Raw genomic sequence first — 17,869 nt, 5'->3', positions numbered from 1 at the left:
GTCGTGCGGAAAGCAGCGGTCGTCCGGAGAGCAGGGGAGAAGCAGACCCGGCTCTAGATCCGTTGGACCTGAAGACGCAGCTGATCGACGGAGTGGGCACCGTCGTGGGAGGGCCCCCGGATGGCGGCCGCCCCGCTCAGCGGGGCGGCGGGCACGAAGGCCACGGGGGAGGGGAGGGCCACGGGCGCGGACGACACCGGGAGCACGATGGCCGCCGAGTGGGTCGAGCTGCCGTGGCACGAGGTCCCGAGCCCCCGGTCGGCGGGGGCGGCCAGGACGGCCGGCTCGACGGCCAGGTCGGGCACCGGAGTCAGCGTCCGTACGGGGGCCGGGCCCGGAGCCTCCATCGCCACCGGCACGGCAGCGGCGGCCGGGGTGGTGACCGAGCAGCAGAAGAGCAGGGCCAGCAGGGCGAACATCCAGCCCAGCGAGGCGGGCAGGCCTGAGCGGCACCGCTGCCGGTCGGTCCGAGCGCTCACCCTGGTCATGGCCCGTCATCGTAGTAGGTGCATGAAGATTCAAAGAATATGGGTCACCGATTCCGCGGGACAGTGTGCCGGACGGCCGGGCGGTGCGACAGAGGGAAAATCTTTTACAGGTGTAATACCTGTTAACGTATGTGGGTGAGTGATACACCCAGTGATGCATCCCCCCGGCCGCGGCAGCCGTTCGCCCGCGGCCTCCCGCTGGCCGCCCCACTGCGCCTCAACCGCCCCTCGGACACCTGGTTCAAGCCCGCGCTGAGCGTTGTCGCCGCCTCCGCCGTACCGCATCTGACGCTCCTGGCCCTCGGCCGGCTCGACCTCGTGATGTACACGATGGCCGGTTCGCTCTGCGCGCTCTACGGGCACGGCCTGCCGTACGCCCGGCGGGCCCGCACCCTGGCGGGCGTCGTGCTCTCCATGACCGCCGGGCTCGCGGCCGCCCTGGTCACCGCCTCGCTCACACACTCCACCGCCGTGCTCGTCGCGGTCGGCGCGCTCCTCGCCGCCACGCAGAAGGCGGCGTGCGACGCGGTCCGGATCGGCCCGCCCGGCCACGTGATCCTCACCTTCGTCAGCTCCGCCGCACTGTTCGCACCGCAGCGCCTCGGCCAGGTCCCGGCCCACCTCGCGCTGACCCTGGGCGCGGGTGCGGTGGCCTGGCTCGTCTGTGTGGGGCCCGCGCTGATCCGCCGTGAGGGGCCCGAGCGCCGCGCGGTCGCCCGCGCCCTCGAAGCCGCCGCCGACCGCGTGGCCGAACCCGGACCCCGTACGCGCCACACCGCGGCCGCCGCCGTGCACGCCGCCTGGCAGTGCCTGCTCGCCTCCGGCCGGCCCACCCCCGTACGGCGCTCCCTGGAACGGCTGGTGGTGCACGCCGAGGCGGCCGGCGCCTCCGCGCATCCGGACCAGGACCCGGACCGGCTGCGCGCCTGGGCCGCCCTGACCCGCGCCCGGGGACCCGTCCCCGAACCACCGCCCGCACCCGGTACGGCCGCCGAGCTGTACGGGATCGACGCCGAGCGGGCCGCCCTGCGCGTCTCCGGTGGCCGCCGCGCCGCCCGTCGCACGCTGCTGCGCAGCCTCGGCCCCGGATCGCACCTGCTGCCCGTGGCCGCCCGTACGCTGATCGGCTGCGCGCTCGCCGGCTACCTCTGCGCCGCCCTCGGCGTCGGCCGCCCCTACTGGGCCATCGTCACCGCCGCCTCCCTCTACCAGGCCAACACCACCCTCACCTGGAACCGGACCCTCCAGCGCACCCTCGGCAACCTCCTCGGCGTCCTGGTCTTCGCCGCCGTCCTGCCGCTCTCCCGCACCGGCCCGCTCGCGCTCGTCCTGTGCTGCCTCTTCTTCAGCTTCGCCGCCGAGGCCCTGATCACCCGGAACTACTGGCTCGGCTCCGTCGCCGTCACCCCGATGGCCCTCCTGGTCCTGGAGTTCGGCGGTACCCACCCGGCCGGGGAACTTGTCGGCGACCGGGTCCTGGACACCGTCCTCGGCGCGCTCGCCGGGTTCCTCGCGGCGGTGCTCATCACCAACCGGAGGGCGGCGGGCCGCGTCGAGCGCGCCCTCGAAGCCGCCGCACAGGCCCGGGCCGCTGCCGAAAGGGCGTACGCGGACCGGGCGCACACCGGCCCCGACGGGCTCGACCGGGCGCGCCGCGCGCTGACCGCGCGCCTCGTCGAACTGCGCGAGGCCGCCGACATCGCGGCGGGGGAGTGGTGGCAGCGCGCCCTGCCCGAGCAGCGGCTTCTCGCGGCTGAGCGGGCCGGACACCGTACGCTCGCCGCGACAGCACAACGGCAGGGCCCGCCGGTCCGCGCCCCGGAGACGCGGAGCGGCGCGGTGGCCCCTGCCCCGGCGAACGGAGCGGCGTGACCGACGACATCGTGGCCTTGGTGGTGCGGCAGTGGCAGGCCGTCGATCCCGAGCTCGACACCGGCCCGATGGAGATCATCGGCCGGATCAACCGCTGCGCCGCCCTGCTCCAGCAGGCGGAAGACGCCCCGCTGCGCTCCGCCGGACTGACCCGCCCCGAGTTCGACCTCCTCGGTGCTGTCCGCCGTACCGCCCGGGAACTCACACCGGGCGAGCTCGCCCGGGAGACCTTCTCCTCCGGCGCCGCCGTCACCAAGCGGCTGCGGGCCCTCCAGGAACGCGGCCTGGTGGACCGCCGGGGCGACGAGCGCGACCGGCGGGTCGCCCATGTCCGCCTCACCGACGCGGGCCGCGCCCTGGTCGACCGGCTGCTGCCCGAACAGCTCGCGTACGAGCGGGCGGTGCTCTCGGGGCTCGACGACGGAAGCCGTGGCGAACTCGGTTCCCGGCTCAGTGAGTTGCTGGTGCAGCTGGAGGGGCGGATCGGCGGAGCGCGGCGCTGAGGGCTTCGTACGCCGCCGGTCGCGCCGGGTCAGGACGGCGGTGCGGGTGCCAGCAGCGCCGCCGACTCCCGTAGCCGCTCCGCCCGTTCGGCGAGCGCCGCGTCGCCGGAGCGGTCCGCCGGGGCCGCGGCCACCAGGGCGAGCCGGTCCCGCCAGCTGGATCCGGCCAGGGCGACGGCGACCGTGGTCATGCCCGGGACGGAGGCGCCCCGGCTGACGGCGTGGCCCCTCCGCCGGATCACCGTTAGCTCGTCCAGCAGGGCCGTCCGCGAGGTGAGCGTGGCCGGGGTGACCGCTTCCAGCTCCTCGTCCGGGTACAGCGCGCACACCTGGTCCGCCGTCATGCGGGAGAGCAGCAGCAGCCCGCCCGAGCCCGCATGGGCCGGGCCGGTCCGCCCCAACTCCAGCGCCACCCGCACCGGATGGGACGACTCGCGCCCGTCCGTGACGATGACCTGGTCGCCGATGAGTGCCACGCTCCACACCGTCTCCCCGGTCCGCCCGGCCGCGTCCTCCAGCACCGGCCCCAGCCGGTCGCGGGCCGCGCGGCCGAAACCGGCGGGCCGGCCGATCCGCACCAGCTCCGGGCCCGCCGCGTAGCCGCGCCCGGACGTGTCCCGGATCGCGAACCCCCGGCTCTCCAGGGTGCTCAGGACCCGGTGCGCGGTGGACCGTCCGACGCGGAGGTGCCCGGCGGCCTCGGTGACGGTGAGGGTGTCATGGGTGAGGAAGAGCCGCATGGCGCGGAGCCCCGTATCCAGCGAAGCGATCGTGTAGTCACCTGTCGCCGTCATGCTTCCGCCCGCTCCCTGTCGTCGTCACTCCGGGTACCCGCCGACGCCCCCGTGGGGTGGCGCCGACCGCCATGATCTCCGCTGCGGGGCCGCCCGCGCGGGGCGCTTCAAGGGTCCGTGGAATCTGCGGGCGTATACGCGTCAGCACAGTGTTTTTCCGGGTCACCCGCCGAGTGTTCAGGAATCTGCTCCTTTCGATCCGGTTCGATCACCTGTGCCTTTGTCCTGTTCTGCGGTACGAAATAAGGTACTGGTCAAGCAAATTGACCGGGTATCACCTATTCCTGGATCGATCCCGTCCCGTCAGCCGGGACGTAGAGGGTGAGGCGTAGCCCCTTTCCCGCCATCGTCACTCCTCGCGCACGCTCCACAGCGGTGAGTGGGAAAACTGGCGAGTGTATTCCTCTTCGCGGGCTCCCGCAGGGGGTTGGGTGAATATGCCGATCCCCTGTTCTGATCTGGCTAAGCTCACGCGCAGTGAAGTCGAGTTGATGCGAATTCGAGCACTTGTTCCTGAGTCTCCGCTCACGTGCGTATACATCCCGGAATCAACCGCCAGAGGGTTTTAGATGGTCCGTGTTGAATCACCGCCGACCGACAGAGAAGTCCCCGTCGTCCGCGTAGTCCTGCCGCCCGTGGTCCTGCTGGCCGGCGCCACCGCCGCCGGCGTGGCCCTGGTGGTCCCGGCCGCGCGGATACCAGTCGCCGTGTGCGGCGCGATCACCACGCTCGTGGTCGCCGTGCTCACCGTGGCGCTGCACCGCCGCAGGCGCGCCATGGCCGCCCAGCGCGCGGAGTACGAACAGCGCATCGCCTACCTGGAACACCGCATCCTCAGCCATGACTCCGAGACCGTGCGGCTCACCAAGGAGGTCATGCCCGCCGCCATCAGGCGTCTACGGGTGGGCAATTCGCCCGAGGAGGTCATGCGCGACATCGTCGACGCGGACGCCGCCAACCGGCATCTGCCCAAGGCGCTGCGCGAGCAGATCTACCAGGTCCTCGAAGTCATCGACAACGAGGAGGCCCGGCGTGACTCCGCGCAGCGCGCCTTCGTCAGCGTCGCCCGCCGCGTCCAGGCCATCGTGCACCGCCAGGCCAGTGAACTGCGGGAGATGGAGGACCACTACGGGCGCAACCCCGAGGTCTTCGACGACCTGCTCCGCATCGACCACGGCACCGCGCTGATCGGCCGGCTCGCCGACTCCATCGCCGTCCTCGGCGGGGCCAGGCCCAGCCGCCAGTGGCCCAAGCCCGTACCGCTGTTCAGCGTGTTGCGCGGCGCGATGTCCCGCATCCTGGAGTACCAGCGCGTCGATCTGCACTCGATCGCCAAGGTCGCCATCGTCGGCACCTCGGTCGAGCCGCTCATCCACGCCTGCGCCGAGCTCCTAGACAACGCGACCCGCTACTCGCCGCCCCAGACCCGGGTGCACGTCACCGCGGTCGAGGTGCAGACGGGTATCGCCATCGAGATCGAGGACGGCGGCGTCAGCCTCAGCGAGGAGGCCCGCGCCCGGGCCGAGAACATGCTCGCCCAGGCCCAGGCCGGCATCAACATGAACGACCTCGGGGAGTCCCCGCGGCTCGGCATGGCCGTCGTCGGACGCCTCTCGCGGATGTACCAGCTCCAGGTGTCGCTGCGCCAGTCGGCGTACGGCGGTGTCCGCGCGGTCCTCATCGTGCCGCGCGACATGATCACCACCGGACCCGCCCCGGGCATCGCCCATGGCATCGGTGCCACCTCGCGGCCCACCAGCTCGCTGGACATGTCGCAGCTCCAGCACGTGGTGCCGCCGCCCGGAAAGCGCAAGTCCAAGCCCAAGCCCGCCGCCACCGGCCCGGTGCCCTCCGTGGTCGCACCGGTCCCCGCCGGTGCCCCCGCCGCGGCCGCCCGTCCGGCCACGCCCGCCGCGGCCATGGAGGACGACGTCCCGGTGGTCACCGAGTGGACCGAGAACGGACTGCCGCAGCGCCGCAGCCGGGGCCGCGCCCCGCTCGGCTCGCACAACCTGCCGCAGCAGCCCCCGCCGCCGCCCGCCCCTGTCAACGGGGGCCTGCCGAGCCGGGGCGGACACCCCGACGGCGGGTACGGCGCGCCTGCCGGACCCGGCGGGCCCGGCGGCTCCGGCGAGAAGCCCCCCGGCCTCTGGCTGGAGGCCTTCACCAAGGCCGTCAACGGCGTACCGCAGGAACCGAAGCACGGCGAAGACTCCGATGACGCGTGGGACAAGGGAGACCTGAAGTGATCCAGCAGCGGGGAAACATGGACTGGATGCTCAAGGAACTGGCCGACGACGTGCCGAGCATCCACCAGATCGTGGTGCTCTCCTCGGACGGGCTGCGCATCGCCATGCACGGCGGCGACCCCGATGTCGCCGACCGGCTGGCGGCGGCCTGCGCCGGGCTGCAGAGCCTGGCGGCCGCCGTGGCCACCGAGATCCCTTACAGCGACGGCCTGATGAAGCTCGTGGTCATCGAGGTCACCGGCGGATTCTTCTACCTGATGGCGGCCGGGACCGGTGCCTATCTCGCCGTGCTGGCGGGCGAGACCGTGGACGCCGGCCTGGTCGGCGCCCGGATGCGGGACATGGTCGTGCGGATCGGCGCCCACCTGACCAGTCCGCCCCGCCACGGCGGGCAGTCCGGATGAGCGGACCCCGACGAGAACGCCGCAAGACCGATCCGGCGCTCAGCGATCCGGAACGGCTGTACGTGATCACCGGCGATCTCGACGACAGCGAGCGCGCCGCGCTCGACCTGGTCACGATGGTCGTCGCGCAGGCCGAGCCCTCGCCGACGTTCCAGCCGGAGCAGGCCGCGATCCTGCGGCTCTGTCAGGCGCCTTTATCGGTCGCCGAGATCTCCGCCTACCTCAGCCTGCCGTTCAGCGTGGTCACCTCGCTCCTGAGCGATCTCCTCGCGACCGAACTCATCGAGTCGCGAGCGCCGATCGTCCGCGCCACACTCCCCGACAGGTCCCTTCTCGAAGCGGTGATGCATGGACTTCAGAAGCTCTGACACGATCACCGGACCCCGCACCGAGGACGTCCTCCCCACCACGGCCACCGCCGCGGTGAAGGTCGTGATCGTCGGCGGGTTCGGCGTCGGCAAGACGACCATGGTCGGCTCGGTCAGCGAGATCCGGCCCCTGACGACCGAAGAGACCATGACCCAGGCCGGCGTCGGCGTGGACGACAACGCCGGGGTGGAGACGAAGACCGCCACCACCGTTGCCATGGACTTCGGCCGGATCAGCCTCAGCGAGGAGCTGATCCTCTACCTCTTCGGCACCCCCGGCCAGGAACGCTTCTGGTTCCTGTGGAACGGCCTCTTCGAAGGAGCCCTCGGCGCCGTCGTCCTCATCGACACCCGGCGGCTCGAAGTCAGCTTCGACGTCATCGGCCGGCTGGAGGAGCGCGGAGTGCCGTTCGTGGTGGCCGTCAACACCTTCCCCGACGCACCGCACCACCCGGTCGAGGCCCTGCGCAGAGCCCTCGACCTGCCGGACGAGGTCCCGATGATCGACTGCGACGCCCGGCTGCGGGCCTCCAGCCGCGATGTGCTGATGACCCTCATGCGCTATCTGCACAGCCTGGCCGTCCCGCTCGCCTGACGGGCCGTGGGAGCGGTTCCGGCCGTTCGCCTCGCTCCGTCCCGTGGGAGCGGTTCCGGCCGCTCCCGCTCGCCCGGTGCCCCGTCGGCCCCGGGACGGTTCCCGGCCGTCCCGAGGCCGGGAGCGCGCACCGTTCCCCCGGCGCGCGCCCCCTCGTACACCCTGCCCACCTGCGCTCGCCCCTTGGCCGTCCTGATCCCTGGAGCCACTGTGACAACCCCCTTCCACCACGAGCCCGGCGCCGCCCCGCCGCCCCAGTGCCCGGCCCACAACCTCGGCACCGGCCCCGGCGGCCTGCGCCGGCTGTACGGCCCCGAGGCGGAGAACGACCCCGCCGGCCTCTACGACAAGCTCCGCGCCGAACACGGCACGGTCGCCCCGGTCCTGCTCCACGGCGACGTACCCGCCTGGCTCGTCCTCGGCCACAGCGAGAACCTCCACCTCACCCGGACCCCCTCCCAGTTCTCCCGGGACTCCCGGCGCTGGCGGGCCCTCCAGGACGGCAGCGTCGCCCCGGACCACCCGCTCGCCCCGATCTTCACCTGGCAGCCCGTCTGCGTCTTCGCCGACGGCGCCAAGCACGAGCGGCAGCGCGGCGCGGTCACCGACAGCATGGAGCGCATCGACACCCGCGGGGTGCGCCGCCACATCAACCGCTTCAGTAACCGCCTGGTCAACGACTTCTCCGAGAAGGGCAGCGCCGACCTGGTCACCCAGTTCGCGGACCATCTGCCGATGATGGTGATGTGCGCGATCTTCGGCATGCCCGAGGAGTACGACGAGCGGCTCGTCCAGGCGGCCCGCGACATGACCCGCGGCACCGAGACCGCCGTGGCCAGCAACGCCCACATCGTCGCCGTGCTGACGCGCCTGGTGGAGCGCCGCCGCGCCGAACCGGCCCCCGACTTCGCCTCCTGGCTGGTCGAGCACCCCGCCACGATGACCGACATCGAGGTCGTGGAGCACCTGCGCCTCATCCTCATCGCCGCGTACGAGTCCACCGCCAACCTCATCGCCAACGTGCTGCGCATGGTCCTCACCGACCCGCGCTTCCGCGCCCGGCTCAGCGGCGGCCATATGACCGTGCCCGAGGCGGTGGAGCAGACCCTCTGGGACGAGCCGCCCTTCACCGCCGTCTTCGGCCGCTGGGCGGTCGGCGACACCGAGCTGGGCGGCCAGCAGATCAAGGCGGGCGACGCCCTGCTCGTCGGCATCGCCCCGGCCAACACCGACCCCACGGTCCGCCCCGACCTCACCGCCAACATGGAGGGCAACCGCGCCCACCTGGCGTTCAGCGGCGGTCCGCACGAGTGCCCCGGTCAGGACATCGGCCGGGCGATCGCGGACGTGGGCGTCGACGCGCTGCTGATGCGTCTGCCGGACCTGGAGCTGGGGGTGGAGGAGAGCGAGCTGCGCTGGGTGGGCAACATCATGTCCCGCCACCTGGTGGAGCTGCCGGTGAAGTTCGCCCCCAGCCCGCAGCAGAAGCTGGATTCCGACCCGCTCTCGGTGATGGCCCGCGCCGTCCGTCCGACGGGTGACTGGGAGATCTCCTCGCCCGCCCGTCCCGTCCCCGAGCCCGTGCACTCCCTCGCCGGGACGCAGCCCGCCCACGCCCCGGGCGCGGCGCCGCAGCCCCGCCCGGCCCCTGCTCCCGCGGCGGCGCCGGCCGAGCCGGCGCCGGAAACCGCTGTGGTCCCGCAGCAGCGCCGACCGGCCGCGCCCGCCCGGCTCTGGCAGGCGGTCTCCCGCTGGTGGAACGGCTACTGACCCGCTCCGGCGGCGGCACCGGGCCCGAGGGTCCGGCGCCGCCGCCGACGTGCGCGGGGCGCACCCCCGTACCATCGAGCAGCGTGAAGCTGACAATTCTTGGCGGTGGCGGATTCCGGGTGCCTCTTGTGTACGGGGCCCTGCTCGGCGATCACGCCGAGGGCCGTGTCTCCCGGGTCACCCTGTACGACACCGACGCCGACCGGCTCACCGCCGTCGCCCGGGTCCTGGAGGAGCAGGCGCGGGGCGTGCCCGACGCGCCCGCCGTCGTCGCCACCACCGAGCTGGACGAGGCGTTGCGCGGCGCCGACTTCGTCTTCTCCGCGATCCGCGTCGGGGGCCTCGCCGGCCGGGCCGCCGACGAACGGGTCGCCCTCGACCTCGGTGTGCTCGGCCAGGAGACGGTCGGTGCCGGAGGCATCGCCTACGGGCTGCGCACCGTCCCCGTCGCCGTCGACCTGGCCCGGCGCATCGCCCGGCTCGCCCCGCACGCCTGGACCATCAACTTCACCAACCCGGCCGGGCTGGTCACCGAGGCCATGTCCCGCCATCTCGGCGACCGCGTCATCGGCATCTGCGACTCCCCGGTCGGGCTCGGGAGGCGTATCGCCCGGGTCCTGGGCGCCGACCCCGACCGGGCCTGGATCGACTACGCCGGGCTCAACCACCTCGGCTGGGTGCGGGGCCTGTACGTCGACGGCCGGGACGAACTGCCCCGGCTGCTCGCGGATCCGGAGCTGCTGGGCTCCTTCGAGGAGGGCCGCCTCTTCGGCACGGAACTGCTCCGGTCGCTGGACGCGATCCCCAACGAGTACCTGCACTACTACTACTTCAACCGCGAGGCCGTCCGCTCCTACCAGGAGGCCGAGCAGACCCGGGGCGCCTTCCTCCGCGACCAGCAGGAGGGGTTCTACGCCCGGATGCGGGAGCCCGGCACCCCGGCTCTGGCCACCTGGGACCGTACCCGTGCCGAGCGCGAGGCCACGTACATGGCGGAGAACCGGGACGTCGCCGGGGCGGGGGAGCGGGAGGAGAGCGATCTGGAGTCCGGCGGCTACGAACAGGTGGCCCTCGCGCTGATGCGGGCCGTCGCCCGCAACGAACGCACCTCGCTGATCCTCAACGTCCGCAACCGCACGGCCCTTTCGGTGCTGGACGCCGATGCCGTGGTGGAGGTGCCCTGCCTGGTCGATGCCAACGGGGCCCATCCGGTGGCCGTTTCGCCGCTCCCGTACCACGCCGTCGGTCTCGTCACCGCGGTGAAGGCCGTGGAGCGGGCGGTGCTGGAGGCGGCGGAGAGCGGGTCCAGGTCGGCTGCCGTGCAAGCCTTCGCGCTGCACCCGCTGGTCGACTCCGTCGCGGTGGCGCGGCGGCTGGTCGACCGGTACGCAGGGGTCCATCCGGAGCTGGCCTACCTGAACGCTCCCTGAAGCGTGTCGCAGAGGGCTGCGTCCTGGCGGGTCAGGGCCGGTGCCGCCGCGGTTCGTTCGGGAGTCCCGCTCCGCAACACGCTTCAGGCCAGCAGCAGTGGCATGTCCCAGTCCGCCGGAGTGCCGCCGCTCGCGTAGGAGTCCAGAGCCAGTGCCAGGCCGGCCGCTCCGTCGAGGTAGCCGGAGACGTCCGTCGCGAACGGTGTCTTCGTCATGGTGAAGCGGAAACCGAACGGCAGCTCCGGGTCGAAGGCGTCGACCAGGTCGGCCGCGATCCGGTCGCGGACGGCCTCGACGCGGTCGTCGCCGACGTGTTCGTTCAGCCGTCCGAGCTGGTGCAGCGCTCCGGCCCAGCCGTGGCACAGCGCGTTGTCGTTGATGCCCCAACGCTCCATCGGCAGAGCCAGCAGCCGTTCGACGGAGGCGTTCGCGGTGCCGGTCCAGTCCGCGCGGTCCAGCGCCAGGCCCGCCAGCTGGAGGCCGCGCGAGACGCCAGGAGCGCCGTAGCACCAGGAGGGCCAGCCGGCCGGCGCGGTGAAGGCGTCCGGACCGGCCAGCCAGTCGGCCAGGCTCAGGTGCGGCGGCCAGTAGAGACCGTAGGCGTCGCGCACCGCCCAGTGCGTGAGCAGCGCGGCGGCCGACTCGATGGCCTCGCGCTGGCCCGGCACGCGCACACCCTGGCGCCACGCGAGCGACAGCAGAGCGAGCGGGCCGGCGACTCCGTGCGAGATACCGAGGTTGAGGTGACCGTCCGGCAGGTCTGCCTCCGAGCCGATCCGCGGCGCGTCCAGCGCCCACCACCGAGGCACCTTGTGACCACGGTGCTCCACCTCACCCTGTGCGAGGCGGGTCAGATAGGTCAGTACGGTCTCCAGCTCCTCGCCGCAGGTCTCCGCGCGAGCCAGCAGATAGCGGCCGACGCCGGTCATGCCGCGCACCACCTCGTAGTGGCCGATGGTGGACAGCGGAGCGTTGTCCGGGACGGCCGGCATCGTCGTGCGGACCAGGTCGCGCTGGTAGCCGTCGAGCCGTTCGAGCGCGGAGATGTAGCCGCCGGTGGTGCGGTGCGCCAGCAGGACGGCGAAGCCGAGCGCGCCGGGACCTTTGAAGATGCCGCTCGCCGAGGTGGCAACGGTGGACGCGGCACGGGTCGCGGCCGAGAGATACGCGTGCGCGCGAGCCGTACGGTCGGTTCCGGTGCGGGCCGCGCCGCTGAACGCGATGGCCAGCCCCGGACTGCCGCTGCCGAGCGTCATCTCGGCCCAGATGTTCTCCGGCTCGCCGTTCCCGGATGCCTCGGCCGGGATCCGGGTCGCGGCCATGGTGGCCGCCGGATCGGCCAGCCGGTCCAGGATCTGTTCGGAGACCTCCCCGGCGCGCTCGCGCGGACCGGCCGCGTGGAGAGTGGTCATCGGGCGCTCCTGTCGGCTGTGGCGGTGGTCCGGGCCGCGTGCGCGCGGGCGGCGATGAAGGTGCGTGCGGCTCCGCGCAGGACCGCGTAGGCGCGGGACTCGGCGGCCTGGTCGATGCCGAAGAGCCGGTTGTGCCGCATGTGCAGCAGCGACAGCACGGCCTCGTCGCGGTCGGCCTCCGAGGCCGCCAGCACCAGCTTTCCGTATGCCTGTGGCTCGGGAGAGCCGGTCCATACCTCCGTGAGCGCCGGGATGCGCAGCTCGCGGGCGGCGCGGCGTGCGGTGTCGCCGGGCATGTCTCCGGGCCGCACCAGCAGGTCGGCCAGCGCGCGATGGCGCTGGTAGATCTCGTGGTCGGGCCCCTTGGTGAACATGTGGTCCGCCCAGGCGCACCAGTCCCAGTCGCCGAGCGAGTCCAGCAGGACCGCGTGTCCGGCGGCCGCCAGGACCTCGTCCGGTACGGCCGCCGCACCGGCGCGGCGGGCCTGGAGCTGGATCAGCGCGGACCGGCTGTCGGCGAGGAAGAGCCCTTCGGCGGCTTCCTGCGCGGCGGCACCGAGATAGCGGTCGGTCTCCGGGCGGTAGGCGTCCAGCACCATCGTCCGTACGGCTCCGGACGCGGTCAGGCCCCTCACGAACGCGGTCAGCGCCGGCAGGACCCGCTCGCGCAGTGCGGCCGGTTCGCCGTGCAGACGGATCCGCAGATGCGGATCCGGATCGCGGTAGCGCAGGAAGAACCAGCGGTCGACGTCCGCGTCGACCTCGGCCAGCAGCGCCGGCAGGTGGTCGGCGAGCAGACCGTCGTGCGCGGCCTTCTGCGCGTACAGCTTGACGGACAGCCAGTCCTCACCGGGCAGATGGACGGTGGTCGGCGAGATCCGGATGCCGGACCTGGCGAGCGGCGGCGCGTCCTCCCGCGGCCCGGCTGCGGCGGTGGCGCGGGCGGTGCGGACGAGCGGAACGACGATCTCGGTGCTGTGTCCGGAGTTCCAGCCGAGACCGGCTCCATCGGCGGTGAGGTCCTCGTACAGCTGGAACCGGGGCTCCTTGGCCGTCAGTTCGGCGCGCAGCAGGTTCTGGTCCCACGGCTCGCGCAGATCGATCGGGAACATCTGGTCGTTGCGCGCGATCTGGATACGGTCGGGAACGCGGCCGCGGCGACGCCAGTCGCGCAGGCCGTCCTGCCAGGTGGAGGTGGAGGCCGAGCGCGCCGCGTCCATCAGGCGGCGTCCGGCGAGCCAGCGGCGCGGCGAGGTCAGCACGCGGCCGTGGCGCACGCGCGGCAGGTACGGGAGGACGTCGAGGCCGGCCCAGTCCCAGCCGGACCACACTCGGGGCCGGGCCGCGGCGAGGTCGGAGAGGAAGCGCGCGACCGGCGGCGCTTGCGCGTCCAGGGCCAGCATGTGCGGGAAGACCGGCACGACCGGCCGGCCGGTCGGCGCGTGCAGCAGCCGCAGTCCGTCCTCGCCGGCGGCGACGAGGAGAGCGCGCCAGTCCAGGCAGTGAGCGTCGCCCCGGTCGTCGGCGACGCCGACCGGAATGCGGTACGGCAGCAGTGGCGGCACCTGCACGATGTTCAGCGAGCGCGGGTCGCTCGGCATGACGTCGACCTGCGCCATCAGGGCGTCGTCGTCACCGGGTCCAGCGGCCAGCGCGGCCAGCTCGTCGGTGAGGCCGGCGACAGCGGCGAACCGGCCCGCGGTCGCGCCGGCCGTCCAGGAGCCGATGTGCGGGCTGCCGAGCAGCAGGAAGTCGCCCCGGTCGAGAGCCTCCTGGCTGTCGGCGAGGATCTGGAAGCAGAGTTCGAGCGTGCGCGGCACGCGTCCGCCGGGCGTGTGTCCGACCGCCTTCGCCAGCCGGGCCACGTCGGCCTCGGTCAGTTCGATGTCGCCGCCGTCGAGGATGGCCTGCTGCGTGAGTTCGGCGATGGCCGCCCGGCGCGGCCGGTCGGCGTCCTCGCCGGGGCCGACGCGTGGATGAGCCGCCGCGGGAGCGCCGTACTCGGGTGGCAGGCCGAGGCCGCGGTGCGGGTCGACGAGGTCGCCGAGCGGCACGGCGGAGGCGGTTCCGTACCGCTCGATGAAGCGGTCGCGGTAGTCCCGCATGTGATCCAGCGTCGTCCACTCCGGCGTCATCGCCCAGATCGCGGCGGCGTAACGCCGCACTTCGTCGCCGACCGCCCGCGGCAGCACGATGTCGGCCGGCATCCGCAGGTCCACATGGACCGGTGGCCGCTGTCCGCTGTCCGCCGCGCTGCCGTCCAGCGTGCGGACGGCGGAGAGCAGAGCGCGCCAGGAGTCCTGGCCGAGGCCGGGCGGATCCGCCTCGTGGCCGGCGGCGGCGGCGCGGATCGCGCGCAGGCCCTCGGCCGCGCCCGGCACGGCTCCGTCGACGGCGGCTTCGATACGGCCGAGCAGAGCGGCGTCGATGCGGTGCGGCGTGAGCGAGGTGAGCAGGAAGCCGTGCTGGACGAGCCCGGCGAGGAAGCCGTCGATGCGGTCGGGCCCGACGGACGGGAAGCGGGCCGCCAGACCGTCGAGCAGGTCCGTGTACGCGACGGGCCGTTCGGCGGCTTCGCGGACCACGGCGACGAGGGCGTTGTCATGGACCGATATCTCCCGTCCACCGGTGTGCAGGACGAGCCTGCCGTCGCGGCGCGCGCACAGATCACTCAGGACGACGTCGGTGCGGCGGCGGACCTGCGGAACGGCGAGCCAGTCGCGGACGCGCCGGTGCAGCCAGCCGCCGTCGAGGCGGACCGACACCTCGCCGGGGCCGGTGAGCCGGGCCTCGGCGGCGGAGCCGAAGGAGGCTCTGCCGACGCCGGCGAACAGGCCGAACGGGGTCGGACGCCCGCCGGCCCGGCGGGCGTATCGCGTGAGGGTCCTGGCGGCGCTGAGTGTGCGCTTGCGGCCGAGTGCCGCCGCGCCCTCGTCGGTGGCGAGGCGCTGAAGGCTGAGCGAGAGGCTGCCGCTGGCGACCTCGACGGCCTGGCGGAGCAGCGGGTCGGCGGCCATGCGGCGCAGCCCCGGCACCGGGTCGGCGGCGTCGACGCGGCTCTCGGCGCGGTCGCGCGGCGTACTCGCCATCCGTACGAGCACCGGCTCGCGGACTTCGAAGAGGTCCAGTTCCAGGTCCAGCTCAGGTCGCACGTCGGCTTTCCCCCATGGCGCGGTGGACGCGGGAAGGCGGGGCGGGCTCGGCCCGCCCCGCCTCATTTCAGTCGCGTCCCGGATCGGTCAGGACGTCGCGCCGTGTCAGCAGCAGACGGGACAACGGGTGCCGATCGCGTAGCTGCTCGGCGAGGTGTACGTTCCGGCGCCGAACTCCTGCGTCTGGTCCGTGACTTCGGAGATCCGAAGGTCGAGGTCCAGGTCAGCGGCGTCGTTGGCGACAATCATCTCGGTGCGCATGCGTCCCCCAAAGGGTGCGTAGAAGCGAACAAATGATTGATGCATCGGAGCTGTTGTTCGGCCCCGCGTTCCCCACTCTTCACTGTGGCATCAGCGCCGGGGAGCCGGTTTTCGGCCAAGTGTAAGAACCATCGGAACGGGGTGCTTCAGGCGGAGCTACTGGGTCGAAAGGGGCCCCGCCGCTTTCATATGACGGTGTCCACGCCGTTGCGCGGGAAATCTCCCATCCCGTTCTCGACGGTACGCACACCGCTGTGATGAGGTGTTATCAACCGGAAGCGCGAAGAGGAGCGGCGTCCTCCGCCGATCGGCAGCAGCGGCCGGTGTCCGACAGTGCATGGCTCGAATTGGCGGTGGATCGTCTCAGTGGACGGACACGGCCCGCGGACCGCCGTCCGGCTCCCAGGACGGTGCGGCTCCGGTGACCTGGCACACCATGAGATACAGCGGAATCGGCGGAGTGTAGGGCGTGCGGCTGTCCGGGGCGTGGATCAGCCGGGGCCGCACGGCCCGCACCAGTGCTCCGGCGGCGTACGTCACCTGCTCGGGCCAGTCCAGATCCAGGTCGGAGCCGGCCGGGACGATCCACCACCAGCGGTCCGCCTCCGCGAACACGCAGCCGGTGCGCGGGAGATGGGACATCAGCCGGAAGCCGTGCCGCGCGGGCACGCCGACCGCGTCGCACCCCAGGCTGGCCGACATCGACGGCGGCAGCGACAACTGGACCCGGCCGCCCCGGGATTCCTCGGCGGCCCGCGGGCGCGGCGTACCGCGCAGCCGGGACAGCGCGTTCCTCAGCATGGCTGCTCCACACCGTGCGGGAGCTCCGCCCACACGATGCGGCCGGAGTCGTCCCCGGCGTCGTGGGAGCCCCACGAGCTGCTCAACGTGTCGACCAGCAGCAGGCCGCGCCCGTGCTCGTCGTCGGAACAGCGCCGCAGCCGGGGGCCACCCGGCTGGTGCCCCTGGTCCTGCACGGCTATCCGCAGCCGTCTGCCGAGACAGCGCAGCTCGCACACCACGCGGGTGCTCGCGGTGTGCACGACCGCGTTGGTGACCAGCTCGGACACGATGAGAACGGCCGCGTCGTACACATCGCCGCCCAGCTTCCAGCTCTCCAGCCGGGCCCGGGTCAGCTGCCGCGCACCGGCCACCGACTCGGGGTGCGCGGGCAGCGCGAAGCAGTAACGGAGCGCTTCCGTCCCGGGGCTGAGGTCCATGAGCCGGGGGATGAGCGCACTGCCAGGTGCCACGACCGATTCCTCACAGTGGGGGCTGCGTCACGCTTCGTTCCCCGGTGTGAGAGGAGCGGTCATGACTGAGCGAACTGGTACGACAGCCAACTCTCCCCCTGACGGGGACACTTGGCAAGGGGCACTCTGAAATTTTCAGAGTGGCTGTGTCGTTGGGGGCGCACGCGTGGCACACTGCTCGCAAAACAGCGCATGGGGAGGTCTGAAGTGAGCGAACCGCGGTCCGCCCCGACCGTGGGCCAGGTCGTGCTCGGCAAGCGCCTGCAGGATCTGCGGGAGCGCGTCGGCCTGACCCGTGACCAGGCGGCGAAGGTGCTCAGGGTCGCTCCCGCGACGATACGCAGGATGGAGACGGCCGAGGTCGGCCTCAAGATCCCCTATGTCCAGCTGCTGCTGAAGGCCTACGGCATCGCCGACGACGAGGCCGAGGCCTTCGTCGACCTGGCCGAGGAGGCCAACAAGCCGGGCTGGTGGCAGCGGTTCCACGACGTCCTGCCCGACTGGTTCAGCATGTACGTCAGCCTGGAGGGCGCCGCGAGCCTGCTGCGCATGTACGAGCCGCACTTCGTCCCCGGGCTGCTCCAGACCGAGGACTACGCGCGCTCCGTGATGCGCACCGGAGCCGTCGGCCAGGCCCGGCCCGAGGACATCGAACGCCATGTGGCCCTGCGTATGGAGCGCCAGTCACTGCTCGCCAAGGAGGACGCCCCCCGGCTCTGGGTGATCATGGACGAGACCGTCCTGCGGCGGCCGGTGGGCGGCCCCCAGGTGATGCGCGCCCAGATCGACAAGCTGCTCGAAGCCACCGAGCTGCCCCATGTCACCCTGCAGATCGCGGAGTTCGCGACCGGCCACCACCCGGGCACCTACGGGCCGTTCGTCCTCTTCCGGTTCGCCGTACCCGAACTCCCGGACATGGTCTTCAGCGAGTACCTCACCGGAGCGGTCTACTTCGACGCCCGGCCCGAGGTCGCCTCGTACCTCGAAGTCATGGACCGCATGGCGGCTCAGGCCGCAACTGCACAACGCACGAAGGAAATCCTCCGGGACTTCCGCAAGGAGCTGTGATGAACCATATATACAACGGCATGCCGGCCGCCGACCTCGGCTCCGAAGGCTGGTACAAGCCCTGGAGCGGCGGCAACGGGGGCAACTGCATCGAGGCCATGAAGCTCGCGGACGGCCGGGTCGCGGTGCGCCAGTCCGCCGATCCGGACGGCCCCGCGCTCATCTACTCCAACGGCGAGATCGCCGCGTTCATCCAGGGTGCCAAGTCGGGCCAGGCGGATTTCCTTCTCACCTGACGCACCACCACCTG

At 72.6% G+C, this 17,869-nt stretch carries 17 protein-coding genes; 10 read left to right on the top strand and 7 right to left on the bottom strand.

All coding sequences use genetic code 11. From position 1 onward, the window contains the following. Window positions 1-53 precede the first annotated feature (53 nt). Entirely contained in the window at window positions 54-488 is a 435-nt protein-coding gene (locus R2B67_RS03860; RefSeq protein ID WP_317816443.1) for a hypothetical protein, read from the bottom strand. A gap of 135 nt (window positions 489-623) precedes the next feature. Here R2B67_RS03860 and R2B67_RS03855 point away from each other — a divergent pair, with 135 nt between their 5' ends. After that, the gene (locus R2B67_RS03855; RefSeq protein WP_317816442.1) at window positions 624-2,360 is read left to right on the top strand and encodes an FUSC family protein; all 1,737 of its coding nucleotides are present in this window, start codon (window positions 624-626) and stop codon (window positions 2,358-2,360) included. Further along, entirely contained in the window at window positions 2,357-2,863 is a 507-nt protein-coding gene (locus tag R2B67_RS03850) for a MarR family winged helix-turn-helix transcriptional regulator (RefSeq protein ID WP_317816441.1), read from the top strand. Before R2B67_RS03855 ends, R2B67_RS03850 begins: the two co-directional genes overlap by 4 nt. A 29-nt stretch (window positions 2,864-2,892) precedes the next feature. Here the strand turns inward: R2B67_RS03850 and R2B67_RS03845 are convergent, their stop codons facing one another. Continuing rightward, window positions 2,893-3,657, bottom strand: coding sequence for an IclR family transcriptional regulator (locus R2B67_RS03845; protein ID WP_317816439.1), 765 nt, complete (start codon window positions 3,655-3,657; stop codon window positions 2,893-2,895). 569 nt (window positions 3,658-4,226) lie between these two features. Here R2B67_RS03845 and R2B67_RS03840 point away from each other — a divergent pair. The 6 genes from R2B67_RS03840 (at window position 4,227) to R2B67_RS03815 (ending at window position 10,473) form a co-directional block, all read left to right on the top strand. Next, window positions 4,227-5,906 carry a sensor histidine kinase gene (locus tag R2B67_RS03840; RefSeq protein WP_317816438.1) on the top strand — a complete coding sequence of 560 codons (1,680 nt, stop codon included), beginning with the start codon at window positions 4,227-4,229 and terminating at the stop codon, window positions 5,904-5,906. After that, the gene (locus tag R2B67_RS03835) at window positions 5,903-6,310 is read left to right on the top strand and encodes a roadblock/LC7 domain-containing protein (RefSeq protein ID WP_006128841.1); all 408 of its coding nucleotides are present in this window, start codon (window positions 5,903-5,905) and stop codon (window positions 6,308-6,310) included. The genes R2B67_RS03840 and R2B67_RS03835 overlap by 4 nt, the downstream gene beginning before the upstream one ends. Beyond that, window positions 6,307-6,678, top strand: a complete 372-nt coding sequence (locus R2B67_RS03830; protein WP_026241710.1) for a DUF742 domain-containing protein — start codon at window positions 6,307-6,309, stop codon at window positions 6,676-6,678. The genes R2B67_RS03835 and R2B67_RS03830 overlap by 4 nt, the downstream gene beginning before the upstream one ends. Further along, window positions 6,659-7,273 carry a GTP-binding protein gene (locus tag R2B67_RS03825; RefSeq protein ID WP_010058144.1) on the top strand — a complete coding sequence of 205 codons (615 nt, stop codon included), beginning with the start codon at window positions 6,659-6,661 and terminating at the stop codon, window positions 7,271-7,273. Before R2B67_RS03830 ends, R2B67_RS03825 begins: the two co-directional genes overlap by 20 nt. Window positions 7,274-7,483: 210 nt before the next feature. Beyond that, the gene (locus R2B67_RS03820; RefSeq protein ID WP_317816437.1) at window positions 7,484-9,043 is read left to right on the top strand and encodes a cytochrome P450; all 1,560 of its coding nucleotides are present in this window, start codon (window positions 7,484-7,486) and stop codon (window positions 9,041-9,043) included. 83 nt (window positions 9,044-9,126) lie between these two features. Then, on the top strand, window positions 9,127-10,473 hold the full coding sequence (locus R2B67_RS03815; RefSeq protein ID WP_317816436.1) for a 6-phospho-beta-glucosidase: 1,347 nt from the start codon (window positions 9,127-9,129) through the stop codon (window positions 10,471-10,473). Between the two features lie 83 nt (window positions 10,474-10,556). Here the strand turns inward: R2B67_RS03815 and R2B67_RS03810 are convergent, their stop codons facing one another. From R2B67_RS03810 to R2B67_RS03790, 5 genes are all read right to left on the bottom strand, one after another. Beyond that, window positions 10,557-11,885 (bottom strand): lanthionine synthetase C family protein, encoded by a 1,329-nt coding sequence (locus R2B67_RS03810; protein ID WP_317816435.1) that lies wholly within the window; start codon window positions 11,883-11,885, stop codon window positions 10,557-10,559. Further along, entirely contained in the window at window positions 11,882-14,974 is a 3,093-nt protein-coding gene (locus tag R2B67_RS03805; RefSeq protein WP_317824772.1) for a lantibiotic dehydratase, read from the bottom strand. The genes R2B67_RS03810 and R2B67_RS03805 overlap by 4 nt, the downstream gene beginning before the upstream one ends. A gap of 168 nt (window positions 14,975-15,142) precedes the next feature. Further along, a complete protein-coding gene (lanA, locus tag R2B67_RS03800) occupies window positions 15,143-15,298 on the bottom strand; it encodes an SCO0268 family class II lanthipeptide (protein ID WP_018513356.1) in 156 nt (51 codons plus the stop codon). A gap of 363 nt (window positions 15,299-15,661) precedes the next feature. Continuing rightward, window positions 15,662-16,099, bottom strand: a complete 438-nt coding sequence (locus tag R2B67_RS03795) for a hypothetical protein (protein ID WP_109980361.1) — start codon at window positions 16,097-16,099, stop codon at window positions 15,662-15,664. Then, complete coding sequence (locus tag R2B67_RS03790) at window positions 16,093-16,551, bottom strand: ATP-binding protein (RefSeq protein WP_018513354.1); 459 nt, start codon at window positions 16,549-16,551, stop codon at window positions 16,093-16,095. Before R2B67_RS03790 ends, R2B67_RS03795 begins: the two co-directional genes overlap by 7 nt. Before the next feature lie 207 nt (window positions 16,552-16,758). On the opposite strand from R2B67_RS03790, the gene R2B67_RS03785 reads away from it, so the two are divergent. Then, window positions 16,759-17,619, top strand: a complete 861-nt coding sequence (locus R2B67_RS03785; RefSeq protein WP_317816434.1) for a Sco1979 family transcriptional regulator — start codon at window positions 16,759-16,761, stop codon at window positions 17,617-17,619. Then, window positions 17,619-17,855 carry a DUF397 domain-containing protein gene (locus R2B67_RS03780; protein ID WP_018513352.1) on the top strand — a complete coding sequence of 79 codons (237 nt, stop codon included), beginning with the start codon at window positions 17,619-17,621 and terminating at the stop codon, window positions 17,853-17,855. The genes R2B67_RS03785 and R2B67_RS03780 overlap by 1 nt, the downstream gene beginning before the upstream one ends. Window positions 17,856-17,869: the final 14 nt, after the last annotated feature.

It is taken from the genome of Streptomyces cyaneofuscatus, assembly GCF_033109485.1.
Lineage (GTDB): Bacteria > Actinomycetota > Actinomycetes > Streptomycetales > Streptomycetaceae > Streptomyces > Streptomyces cyaneofuscatus.
Note: the sequence above shows the minus strand (reverse complement) of the source record. Positions and strands in the feature narration are given on the sequence as shown.

Coding starts and splice junctions, on each gene's coding strand:
- R2B67_RS03860 (WP_317816443.1), bottom strand. CDS start 488: ATGACCAGGGTGAGCGCTCGGACCGACCGGCAGCGGTGCCGCTCAGGC.
- R2B67_RS03845 (WP_317816439.1), bottom strand. CDS start 3,657: ATGACGGCGACAGGTGACTACACGATCGCTTCGCTGGATACGGGGCTC.
- R2B67_RS03840 (WP_317816438.1), top strand. CDS start 4,227: ATGGTCCGTGTTGAATCACCGCCGACCGACAGAGAAGTCCCCGTCGTC.
- R2B67_RS03830 (WP_026241710.1), top strand. CDS start 6,307: ATGAGCGGACCCCGACGAGAACGCCGCAAGACCGATCCGGCGCTCAGC.
- R2B67_RS03825 (WP_010058144.1), top strand. CDS start 6,659: ATGGACTTCAGAAGCTCTGACACGATCACCGGACCCCGCACCGAGGAC.
- R2B67_RS03810 (WP_317816435.1), bottom strand. CDS start 11,885: ATGACCACTCTCCACGCGGCCGGTCCGCGCGAGCGCGCCGGGGAGGTC.
- R2B67_RS03805 (WP_317824772.1), bottom strand. CDS start 14,974: ATGGCGAGTACGCCGCGCGACCGCGCCGAGAGCCGCGTCGACGCCGCC.
- lanA (WP_018513356.1), bottom strand. CDS start 15,298: ATGCGCACCGAGATGATTGTCGCCAACGACGCCGCTGACCTGGACCTC.
- R2B67_RS03795 (WP_109980361.1), bottom strand. CDS start 16,099: ATGCTGAGGAACGCGCTGTCCCGGCTGCGCGGTACGCCGCGCCCGCGG.
- R2B67_RS03780 (WP_018513352.1), top strand. CDS start 17,619: ATGAACCATATATACAACGGCATGCCGGCCGCCGACCTCGGCTCCGAA.